Below are 11,410 nucleotides of genomic sequence, written 5' to 3' on the forward strand. Positions count from 1 at the left end.
GATTACTCGGCCATCGAAGAAGAACGGGAGGTAGGGATAGGTGGAACCGGGTCATAACCACCGGCATTCCACGGATGACAGCGACCTAAACGACGAAAGGTCAGCCAGCCACCGCGCAGAAGACCATGATTTTCTATGGCCTCTAACGCGTAGCAGGAACAGCTGGGGTAGAAACGACAGTGGTTGGCCATCAGAGGACTAATGGCATAGCGGTAAAACTGGATCGGAACGATGGCCAGTTTACGCATCAAGGCTGTCTACCCCTACAGTTTCGACGACTGCTGGTGCTGGTTTGTGGGTACGCGCCAGACGCTTCCATAGCTTGCCGAAATGCTGAATCAATTCGGGGTTTTCTACATCCCCCAAGCCTTTGCGCGCGACGATAACAATATCCCAACCAACCAGAGTGTCCTGGTGGAGGCGAAACGATTCGCGCATCAGACGCTTGAGGCGATTGCGCTCAACGGAGAGCTTTACGCTCTTCTTGCCGATCACCAACCCGAGACGTGGGTGATCAAGATCGTTGTTACGCGCAAGGAGCAGGAGATTTTTCCCCGGAACCTTGCCGGTGGGGGAGTCAAAGACTGCCTTGAAGTGCCGGGGGGTAAGCAGACGCTTTTCCCGACTGAAGTCCTGACTCACCACCAGTACCGGATTATCAAACTGCCAGACGCGCACGACCTTTGGCGCGGCGACGCGACAGGACAGCACGGCCGTTCTTGGTAGCCATGCGAGCACGGAAACCGTGAGTGCGGGCGCGTTTGATGGTGCTTGGTTGGAAAGTACGTTTCATGGCGTTGTTACCTGGTTCGTCCACAACGGGCCGGAATGGCCCCCGTTTTAAGAGACCGGCGATTCTAGAGAAAGCAAGGCTCTAGGTCAATTTCCAACCAGCTTTTCCTTTAATTAGATCTCGTCAGCCCGTTTGGGCTTTTCCGTGTGAGTGGCGTCGACGAGCAGTGGCATAGATATAAATATAAAGAAGGAAGTTATTTAAAGCTTTTCTGTAAAGCTTATAAAAGCTAGGCTGGCGTCTATCTGTGGATAACTGCCCCAAGCCCATATTTCACGTGATGTACAGAGGATGACAACTACAGGGGAAAACGGTGTCCTTCCTGTGCTGCGCTGTCGGATAAGCTGTGGGTGGAACACGGTTTTATCCACAGGCCAGTTACCCACAGACTTTCACCCCCACTTGTACAACGGGCTCACGGGCGCTTATCCACAGAGCTTATGCACAGACCATCTGTCTTCTTTTTTACAGATAACGCGTTGATTTTGGGTCGTCTGTGAGCAACCTACATGTGGATAAGTGGGCGGCTGGCCGCTACAATGGCGGCTGTTTTTGCCTCACCGGCTTTCAACTTAGGGGATATCCGTGTCAGTGGAACTTTGGCAGCAGTGCGTAGAGCTTTTGCGCGAAGAGCTGCCTGCCCAGCAATTCAACACCTGGATCCGTCCACTACAGGTCGAAGCCGAAGGCGACGAGTTGCGTGTCTATGCGCCTAATCGTTTTGTTCTCGACTGGGTCAACGAAAAGTACCTGGGCCGTGTGCTCGAGTTGCTCGACGAACACGGCAACGGTATCGCGCCCGTGCTCTCCTTATTGATAGGCAGCAAACGCAGCTCTGTACCTCGTGCTGCACCGAATGCTCCGCTCGCGGCGAGTGCTTCGCAGGCTCAGGCCGCTGCGGCCCCTGTTAATAACTTGGCGGCACCGGTTGCGCAGGCGGCTTCAAAACCCGCGTCGCAGAAAAACGCGCCCATAAATGAAGAGCCGTCTCGCGACAGCTTCGACCCGATGGCTGGCGCCGCTTCCCAGCAAGCGCCGGTACGTGCCGAACAGCGCACGGTGCAGGTCGAAGGTGCGCTCAAGCACACCAGCTACCTCAACCGTACCTTCACCTTCGAGAACTTCGTTGAAGGCAAGTCCAACCAGTTGGCCCGCGCGGCCGCCTGGCAGGTCGCGGATAATCCCAAGCACGGCTATAACCCGCTTTTTCTGTATGGCGGGGTTGGTTTGGGTAAGACCCACTTGATGCATGCAGTGGGCAACCATCTGTTAAAGAAGAACCCGAATGCCAAGGTTGTATACCTGCACTCGGAGCGCTTCGTGGCCGACATGGTCAAGGCTTTGCAGCTCAATGCAATCAACGAGTTCAAGCGCTTCTATCGCTCCGTTGACGCTTTGCTGATCGATGACATTCAATTCTTTGCGCGCAAGGAACGTTCTCAGGAAGAGTTTTTCCATACCTTCAACGCCCTGCTCGAAGGCGGTCAGCAGGTCATCCTGACCAGCGACCGTTATCCGAAGGAGATCGAAGGTCTGGAAGAACGCTTGAAGTCGCGATTCGGCTGGGGCCTGACCGTTGCAGTTGAGCCGCCGGAGCTGGAAACCCGTGTGGCGATCCTGATGAAAAAGGCCGATCAGGCAAAAGTTGATCTACCCCACGATGCGGCCTTCTTCATCGCCCAGCGTATCCGCTCCAACGTGCGTGAACTCGAAGGCGCGCTCAAGCGGGTCATCGCGCACTCGCACTTCATGGGCCGCGATATCACCATCGAGCTGATCCGCGAGTCCCTGAAAGACCTGTTGGCATTGCAGGACAAACTGGTGAGTGTGGATAACATTCAGCGCACTGTGGCCGAGTACTACAAGATCAAGATTTCCGACCTGCTGTCCAAGCGCCGTTCGCGCTCTGTGGCGCGCCCGCGTCAGGTGGCCATGGCCCTCTCCAAGGAGTTGACCAACCACAGCCTGCCGGAAATCGGTGATGTGTTTGGCGGTCGCGACCACACGACCGTCCTGCACGCCTGCCGAAAGATCAATGAACTTAAGGAATCCGACGCGGATATTCGCGAGGACTACAAGAACCTGCTGCGTACGCTCACGACGTGATGTCACCAGCGCAGCTTATTAAGGCAAGGGACTAGACCATGCATTTCACCATTCAACGCGAAGCCCTGTTGAAACCCCTGCAACTGGTCGCAGGCGTCGTCGAGCGCCGACAGACCTTGCCGGTGCTCTCCAACGTATTGCTGGTGGTCGAAGGCCAGCAATTGTCCCTGACCGGTACCGACCTGGAAGTCGAACTGGTTGGGCGCGTGCAGCTCGAAGAGCCTGCCGAACCTGGCGAGATCACCGTGCCGGCACGCAAGCTGATGGACATCTGCAAAAGCCTGCCGAACGATGCGCTGATCGATATCAAGGTCGATGAGCAGAAGCTGGTGGTCAAGGCCGGCCGCAGCCGCTTTACTCTGTCGACGTTGCCAGCCAATGACTTCCCTACCGTGGAAGAAGGCCCGGGCTCGCTGACCTGCAGTCTGGAGCAGAGCAAGCTGCGTCGTTTGATCGAACGCACCAGCTTCGCCATGGCCCAGCAGGACGTACGCTACTACCTCAACGGTATGCTGCTGGAAGTCTCGGAAGGTATCATCCGCGCCGTGGCCACCGACGGACACCGCCTGGCAATGTGCTCGATGCGTGCCGATATCGGTCAGCCGGATCGCCACCAGGTGATCGTGCCGCGTAAAGGTATCCTGGAGTTGGCGCGCCTGCTGACCGAGCCGGACGGTATCGTCAGCATCGTTCTCGGTCAGCACCATATCCGCGCCACCACTGGCGAATTCACCTTTACCTCCAAGCTGGTCGACGGCAAGTTCCCGGACTACGAGCGCGTACTGCCTAAGGGGGGTGACAAGCTGGTACTCGGTGACCGTCAGGCCCTGCGTGAAGCTTTCAGCCGCACGGCGATTCTGTCGAACGAGAAGTACCGCGGCATCCGGCTGCAGTTGGCCAACGGCCAATTGAAGATCCAGGCGAATAACCCGGAGCAGGAAGAAGCGGAAGAGGAAGTGGGCGTTGACTACAACGGTGGCTCGCTCGAGATAGGTTTCAACGTGAGCTACCTGCTGGACGTGCTGGGTGTGATGACTACTGAACAGGTTCGCCTGATCCTGTCGGACTCCAACAGCAGCGCCCTGGTACAAGAATCCGATAACGACGACTCGGCTTACGTTGTTATGCCGATGCGTCTGTAATCATGCTCAGCGCAAGCTAGATGTCCCTCAGTCGTGTCTCGGTCACCGCGGTGCGCAATCTGCACCCGGTGACCTTCTCTCCCTCCCCTCGCATCAATATCCTCCATGGCGCCAACGGCAGTGGCAAAACCAGCGTGCTGGAAGCTATTCACTTGCTGGGGCTCGCCCGTTCGTTTCGCAGTGCGCGACTGCTGCCGGTGATCCAATACGAGCAATTGGCGTGCACCGTGTTTGGCCAGGTCGAATTGGCGGAAGGTGGACATAGCGCCTTGGGGATCTCCCGTGATCGGGGCGGCGACTTTCAAATTCGCATCGATGGGCAGAATGCACGCAGTGCCGCGCAACTTGCCGAAATCCTGCCATTGCAATTGATCAATCCCGACAGCTTCCGGTTATTGGAGGGCGCACCAAAAATCCGCCGACAGTTTCTCGACTGGGGCGTGTTCCACGTGGAACCACGGTTTATGGCCACGTGGCAGCGTCTGCAGAAGGCCCTGCGGCAGCGGAACTCATGGCTGCGGCATGGTACACTTGACGCCGCTTCGCAGGCGGCTTGGGACCGTGAACTGTGCCTGGCCAGCGACGAAATCGATGAATACCGCCGCGCCTATATCAAAGCCTTGAAACCAGTCTTTGAGCAGACCTTGAGTGAGTTGCTGGAACTCGAGGGGCTGACGCTGAGCTACTACCGTGGTTGGGACAAAGAGCGTGAGCTGAGTGCAGTGCTTGCAACCTCCCTGCAACGTGATCAGCAAATTGGCCACACCCAGGCCGGCCCACAACGCGCTGACTTGCGCCTTAGATTAGGTGCACACAATGCCGCAGACATACTGTCGCGGGGTCAGCAGAAGTTGGTGGTGTGCGCACTGCGTATTGCTCAGGGGCACTTGGTCAGCCAGGCCCGACGCGGGCAGTGTATTTATCTGGTGGATGACTTGCCGTCCGAACTCGACGAGCAACATCGCCGCGCGCTATGCCGCTTGTTGGAAGACTTACGCTGCCAGGTGTTTATCACCTGTGTAGACCACGAATTATTGAGGGAAGGCTGGCAGACGGAAACGCCAGTCGCTTTGTTCCACGTGGAACAAGGCCGTATCACCCAGACCCACGACCATCGGGAGTGAAGGCATGAGCGAAGAAAGAACGTACGACTCGACCAGCATCAAAGTGCTGAAAGGTTTGGATGCCGTACGCAAACGTCCCGGTATGTACATTGGCGACACCGATGATGGCAGCGGTTTGCACCACATGGTGTTCGAGGTGGTCGACAACTCCATCGACGAAGCTCTGGCCGGTCACTGCGACGACATCAGCATCATCATCCATCCGGATGAATCCATCACCGTGCGCGACAATGGTCGCGGTATTCCGGTCGATGTGCATAAAGAAGAAGGCGTATCGGCAGCCGAGGTCATCATGACCGTGCTGCATGCTGGCGGTAAGTTCGACGACAACTCCTATAAGGTTTCCGGCGGTTTGCACGGTGTTGGCGTGTCAGTAGTGAACGCGCTGTCCGAAGAGCTGATCCTGACAGTACGCCGCAGTGGCAAAATCTGGGAGCAGACCTACGTCCATGGTGTTCCACAGGAGCCGATGAAAATCGTTGGCGACAGTGAAACCACGGGTACTCAGATCCACTTCAAACCGTCTGATGAAACCTTTAAAAACATCCATTTCAGCTGGGACATCCTGGCCAAGCGGATTCGCGAACTGTCGTTCTTGAACTCCGGTGTGGGTATCGTCCTCAAGGATGAGCGCAGCGGTAAGGAAGAGCTGTTCAAGTACGAAGGCGGCCTGCGTGCATTCGTTGAATACCTGAACACCAACAAGACTGCGGTCAACCAGGTATTCCACTTCAACATCCAGCGCGACGACGGCATCGGCGTGGAAATCGCCCTGCAGTGGAACGACAGTTTCAACGAGAACCTGTTGTGTTTCACCAACAACATTCCACAGCGCGATGGCGGTACTCACCTGGTAGGTTTCCGCTCGGCACTGACGCGTAACCTCAACACTTATATCGAAGCTGAAGGTTTGGCCAAGAAGCATAAAGTCGCCACCACTGGCGACGATGCGCGTGAAGGCCTGACTGCAATCATCTCGGTAAAAGTGCCGGACCCCAAGTTCAGCTCCCAGACCAAAGACAAGCTGGTATCTTCCGAAGTGAAGACCGCCGTGGAACAGGAGATGGGCAAGTACTTCTCCGACTTCCTGCTGGAAAACCCGAACGAAGCCAAGCTGGTTGTCGGCAAAATGATCGACGCTGCGCGGGCCCGTGAAGCGGCGCGTAAAGCCCGTGAGATGACCCGTCGCAAAGGCGCACTGGATATCGCCGGACTGCCCGGCAAACTGGCTGACTGCCAGGAGAAGGACCCTGCCCTCTCCGAGCTGTACCTGGTGGAAGGTGACTCTGCTGGCGGTTCCGCCAAGCAGGGCCGTAACCGTCGCACCCAGGCCATCCTGCCGTTGAAGGGCAAGATCCTCAACGTCGAGAAGGCGCGCTTCGACAAGATGATTTCCTCCCAGGAAGTCGGCACCCTGATCACGGCGCTGGGTTGCGGTATTGGCCGCGATGAATACAACATCGACAAGCTGCGCTACCACAACATCATCATCATGACCGATGCCGACGTCGACGGTTCGCACATCCGTACCCTGCTGCTGACCTTCTTCTTCCGTCAGTTGCCGGAGCTGATCGAGCGCGGCTACATCTACATCGCCCAGCCGCCGCTGTATAAGGTCAAGAAGGGCAAGCAAGAGCAATACATCAAAGACGACGACGCCATGGAAGAGTACATGACGCAGTCGGCGCTGGAAGATGCGAGCCTGCACTTGAACGACGAAGCACCGGGCATCTCCGGTGAGTCGCTGGAGCGCCTGGTAAACGACTTCCGCATGGTGATGAAGACGCTCAAGCGCTTGTCGCGTCTGTACCCTCAGGAACTGACCGAGCACTTCATCTACCTGCCATCGGTCAGCCTGGAGCAACTGGGCGATCACGCACACATGCAGGCGTGGTTGGCGCAGTACGAAGCCCGCCTGCGCACCGTCGAGAAGTCTGGCCTGGTGTACAAAGCCAGCTTGCGTGAGGACCGTGAACGTAACGTCTGGCTGCCGGAGGTCGAACTGATCTCCCATGGGCTGTCGAACTACGTCACGTTCAACCGCGACTTCTTCGGTAGTAACGACTACAAGACTGTGGTCACTCTGGGCGCGCAACTGAGCACTCTGCTGGACGATGGCGCTTACATTCAGCGTGGCGAGCGCAAGAAAGCCGTCAAGGAGTTCAAGGAAGCCTTGGACTGGTTGATGACTGAAAGCACCAAACGCCACACTATCCAGCGCTACAAAGGTCTGGGCGAAATGAACCCGGATCAATTGTGGGAAACCACCATGGACCCGGCTCAGCGTCGCATGCTGCGCGTAACCATCGAGGACGCCATTGGCGCGGATCAAATCTTCAACACCCTGATGGGTGATGCGGTTGAACCTCGTCGTGATTTCATCGAAAGCAATGCTCTGGCGGTTTCCAACCTGGATTTCTGATCAGGCAAACCCGTACGTAAAAGGCCAACGCTCAGCGTTGGCCTTTTTTATTACCTCGTCTTTACCAAATGCTCCACGTGGAACATCCCGATTTTTACCCTTCAGACGCCACGCCCACACTCTCCAACCGATACCCATACCCGTAGATCGTCAACAGTTGCCACCCGCGATCCGCCGTCAGCCCCAGCTTGTTTCTCAGGCGATAGATGTGTGTGTCCAATGGCCGTGACGACACCATCTCTTCATGCGTCCAGAACCGCTCATACAAGTATTCGCGGGATAACGGCCGTGCCAGGTTAGCGAACAAGCAGTTGGCCAGACGGTACTCACGTTCGGTCAGGTTGATGGGCTTACCCGCTCGGGTCACGGTGAGTTGGGCGTCGTCAAAAGTCAGGTCGTTAAAGCTTTGCACCTCAGGCGTCGCGGATTTTTGCAAGCCATGGCGGCGCAGCACGGCGGTGACTCGGGCTTTAAGCTCATTGGGGCGAAAGGGCTTGCTCAGGTAGTCATCGGCACCGCTGTTTAGCGCGGCGACGATATCGCTCTCGGCATCGCGGCTGGTAAGCATGATTACCGCAGGCGGTGATTCCATGTGTTCACGGGTCCAGCGCAGCAGTGCAATACCGGTGATATCGGGCAATTGCCAGTCGAGTATCAACAGATCGAAGTTTTCCCGACGCAGTTGGCGCAGCAGGTCTTCTCCCCGCTCGAAGCAATGCACAGACCACGGCTGGTCCGATGGCCGGGGGATCTGTCGCAGTGTCTGTTCCACCCGGCGTAACTCAGCGGGCTCGTCATCCAATATCGCGACACGCATGGTGTGGGTCCCTTCACAAGAAATACAGCAACTGACGGCCCCACACAAACAGGGGCACATACTGCGCAGATACCGGACGTTGAATCTGAATAATTGTGGTCAGATTCAACGGCCCTCAGCTTCTGGCGATACGCTGCTTCAAGGACTAAATCCTCGAGCGCGTGTAGGAAAGATACCGACTACTGCTGGCAAGTAAAAGGTTCGGCCGACACATTATCGGGAGGGTTCGATACGCCCGTATCGAATAACCTATTCAGTGAACTGGAAATACGTTTCACTGGGTTCAAATCACGCCCACTTGTTGGCTTGCGACGAGCATGGCCTGGAAGGAGAAACCGAGGTCTATGACATTCCTTATCACACGCCTGCCACCTATATGTCGGCCTGCGGTGGCCAACCGATGAAGCTATGGGGCCAGCCGGAAAAGCGCCAACCCACCCACGCCCAACGCTTGTTCAACGGCCTGGTTCGCGAGTGGCTTTGGATAGGCCTACTGTTGTTGCCTCTCACAGCCTATCTATCCCTTAACCCATTCCTTGCCCTCGACAATCCGTTGTATGACGGCCTTCGCAGGCTCGCCGCGCTGTCCTCTGCCGACATGCAGATTCAGGCCGACGTACTGGGTGGTCTGCTGCGTGGGCGCACTATCGCGCAGGTGCCCGGTTGGCTGGCAGCACTGATGTCGACCTCGCTGGTGGCCTTGCTGCTCGGTCTATTGCTCTACCGGCCGCGATACGCGTCGTGGATGACGCTGGGTTGCATGGCCACTGCAGTGCTTGGCTCATTGGCCCTGTTGCGCATGGGCCATTGGTGGTCGCCTGGCGCCTGCCTGATTGGATTGCTGCTCAGCTACCTGATCTGGAATTGGCGCCGTTTGAGTGCGGTGCTCGCCTATTTCGGCTGGGAGCTGGCGCGCCTGGATGATGAGCCCAAAGTGCTGCCGGAACGCCGCCGTGCGCCTGCCAGTAAGGGGGATGTGTTGCAGGGACGGATCTTTGCGCTCGAGCAGGCCGTCAGCCGTACGCGTGACACCCGCCGCTTCATGGCCGATGGCCTGGAATGTTTGCCGGTGGCGACACTGATTACTGATCCGCGCGGCAGTATCCTGCTGGCCAACCGCATTGCCCGGGAAGTATTCGGCAATGAGCTGGTGAGCCACAATTTGCTTGAGCAACTGGCGGACCTGGGTTACCCGCCCCTGCACAATGGCGTGCGCCCTGCCCTTTCGGCGCTCGAGCTCGTTGAGTTTCGCGATATCCACCAACGCAGCTTGCGCATGGAGATTGCGCCTTTGCTACCTGCAGAAGGTGATGTCGCCCTGGGCTGGTTGCTGAGCCTGACCGACCTGAGCAAAGAACGCGAGGCCCAGCAGCACCGGGAAACCATGCTGCGCTTCCTGTCCCATGACCTGCGTGCGCCCCATTCGGCGATTCTTGCGCTGCTGGATATACACAGCGGTGGTTCCCCGGTATTCGCCCAGATCGAGCAACAGGTGCGACGCGCCCTGAACCTCACTGAGTCATTTGTTCAGTTGGCCAAAGCCGAGGCCGATGGTTATCACTTCCAGCCGACCCTGTTCGCGATGCTGGTGATGGATGCGTTCGATCAAGTGGCAGTGATCGCTCAACTCAAGGGCATCCACCTGCTCCATGACCTGGACGAGGCTGACGACGGCATGGTGTCAGCCGATCAATCGCTGCTTACCCGGGCGTTGTTCAACGTGCTGGAGAACGCGATCAAATATTCTCCTTCCGGCACCACCGTAAGATTGCGCCACAGTAGCACTCTAGGCTGGCTGGAATGCCATATCAGCGATCAGGGTGCAGGTATCGCGGCCGAAGATTTGCCCGAGCTGTTCAGCCAGTACCGGCGCTTCGAGTCCGCTCAGGGCAGTGAGGGCCTCGGTTTGGGACTGACCATGGTCAGGGCGGTCGTTGAACGGCATAAAGGGCATATCAGTTGCGAAAGTACCCTTGGCAAAGGCACTACCTTCAGTCTGCGCCTTCCCCTGCTGGATGACTGCTGAGACAGCTTTTGTCCTGTGCATAAAAAACCGGTCACAAGGACCGGTTTTTTAATGCCGAAAAAACTTATGCACGTTTTTCGCTTTTTTATTGGCTGATGAAATATGTATATAAATCAGATATTTATATGCATAAAAAGCCGATTAGCCAACAAACCGTACACAGGTTATCCACAGAACCTCATATCACTGGCGTATCCACCACGATGGGCTCGGGTGGCAACGAACCCATTGCCCTCTGTTGCGCCTGGTTCCACGCCTGCGCACGCTCATTCAGCGCCGCAATGGCACGCGGGCCCTCGCCTTCGGCATACATCGGTTCACCGATCACTACGGTGATAGTGCCTGGGCGTTTGGCCCAGCCAGTTTTCGGCCAGAACTTGCCGGCGTTATGCGCAATCGGCAGCACCGGCAGGTTGGCGTTGACCGCCAGCGCGGTACCACCGCGTGAAAATTTGCCCACGGTGCCATAGGGCACGCGAGTGCCTTCGGGGAAGATCAGCACCCACACACCGTCCTTGAGCAGCTCATCACCTTTTTTGGCCACATGTTTGAGCGCGGCCTTGGGATTGTCGCGATCGATGGCGATCGGACGCAGCATCGCCATCGCCCACCCAAAGAACGGTACGTAGAGCAACTCACGCTTGAGCACCTGACTCAACGGCGAGAAGTACGCCGACAGGAAGAAAGTCTCCCAGGTGCTCTGGTGGTTCGACAGAATCACGCAAGGCTGATCCGGCACATTCTCTGCGCCCTTGACCTCGAAACGGATGTTCAGGAACACCTTGGACAGCCACAACGCGCAGCGGCACCAATAGACGTTGATGAAGCGGTAGCGCGCCTTGAATGGCAGGAAAGGCGCGATAAAAAAGCTCAGGGTGCACCAGAGAAAGGAACTGGTGCCCAACAGCAGGTAAAAGAAAAAGGTTCTGATGGCCTGCAAAATCGACATGGCGGCATTTACCGTTGCGGGACACGGCCCG

General features: G+C 57.0%; 10 protein-coding genes. 5 read left to right on the top strand and 5 right to left on the bottom strand.

The window, feature by feature from the left end:
- Positions 1 to 2: 2 nt before the first annotated feature.
- From yidD to rpmH, 3 genes are read right to left on the bottom strand one after another with little or no spacing between them, the layout of a single operon-like run.
- A complete protein-coding gene (yidD, locus tag JOE32_RS17380) occupies positions 3 to 248 on the bottom strand; it encodes a membrane protein insertion efficiency factor YidD (RefSeq protein WP_192298133.1) in 246 nt (81 codons plus the stop codon).
- Positions 241 to 642, bottom strand: a complete 402-nt coding sequence (gene rnpA, locus JOE32_RS17385; RefSeq protein ID WP_197675632.1) for a ribonuclease P protein component — start codon at positions 640 to 642, stop codon at positions 241 to 243. The genes yidD and rnpA overlap by 8 nt, the downstream gene beginning before the upstream one ends.
- 16 nt (positions 643 to 658) lie before the next feature.
- Positions 659 to 793, bottom strand: coding sequence for a 50S ribosomal protein L34 (gene rpmH, locus JOE32_RS17390; protein WP_003213577.1), 135 nt, complete (start codon positions 791 to 793; stop codon positions 659 to 661).
- A 585-nt stretch (positions 794 to 1,378) separates the two neighbouring features.
- Between rpmH and dnaA the strand changes: the two genes are divergently transcribed.
- The 4 genes from dnaA to gyrB are packed head-to-tail and all read left to right on the top strand — an operon-like array spanning position 1,379 to position 7,587.
- Entirely contained in the window at positions 1,379 to 2,899 is a 1,521-nt protein-coding gene (gene dnaA / locus JOE32_RS17395; RefSeq protein WP_209986676.1) for a chromosomal replication initiator protein DnaA, read from the top strand.
- Between the two features lie 38 nt (positions 2,900 to 2,937).
- Entirely contained in the window at positions 2,938 to 4,041 is a 1,104-nt protein-coding gene (gene dnaN / locus JOE32_RS17400; RefSeq protein ID WP_209986680.1) for a DNA polymerase III subunit beta, read from the top strand.
- Between the two features lie 20 nt (positions 4,042 to 4,061).
- Complete coding sequence (gene recF, locus JOE32_RS17405; RefSeq protein ID WP_209986685.1) at positions 4,062 to 5,165, top strand: DNA replication/repair protein RecF; 1,104 nt, start codon at positions 4,062 to 4,064, stop codon at positions 5,163 to 5,165.
- A gap of 4 nt (positions 5,166 to 5,169) precedes the next feature.
- The gene (gyrB, locus tag JOE32_RS17410) at positions 5,170 to 7,587 is read left to right on the top strand and encodes a DNA topoisomerase (ATP-hydrolyzing) subunit B (RefSeq protein ID WP_209986688.1); all 2,418 of its coding nucleotides are present in this window, start codon (positions 5,170 to 5,172) and stop codon (positions 7,585 to 7,587) included.
- 94 nt (positions 7,588 to 7,681) lie between these two features.
- On the opposite strand, the gene JOE32_RS17415 is transcribed toward gyrB, so the two are convergent.
- Positions 7,682 to 8,404 carry a response regulator transcription factor gene (locus JOE32_RS17415; RefSeq protein ID WP_209986691.1) on the bottom strand — a complete coding sequence of 241 codons (723 nt, stop codon included), beginning with the start codon at positions 8,402 to 8,404 and terminating at the stop codon, positions 7,682 to 7,684.
- Positions 8,405 to 8,804: 400 nt separating this feature from the next.
- On the opposite strand from JOE32_RS17415, the gene JOE32_RS17420 reads away from it, so the two are divergent.
- Complete coding sequence (locus JOE32_RS17420; RefSeq protein WP_209990593.1) at positions 8,805 to 10,430, top strand: HAMP domain-containing sensor histidine kinase; 1,626 nt, start codon at positions 8,805 to 8,807, stop codon at positions 10,428 to 10,430.
- A gap of 178 nt (positions 10,431 to 10,608) precedes the next feature.
- Here the strand turns inward: JOE32_RS17420 and JOE32_RS17425 are convergent, their stop codons facing one another.
- Complete coding sequence (locus tag JOE32_RS17425) at positions 10,609 to 11,379, bottom strand: lysophospholipid acyltransferase family protein (protein ID WP_209986693.1); 771 nt, start codon at positions 11,377 to 11,379, stop codon at positions 10,609 to 10,611.
- Between the last annotated feature and the right edge of the window lie 31 nt (positions 11,380 to 11,410).

The organism is Pseudomonas sp. PvP025 (assembly GCF_017832155.1).
Classification (GTDB): Bacteria; Pseudomonadota; Gammaproteobacteria; order Pseudomonadales; family Pseudomonadaceae; genus Aquipseudomonas.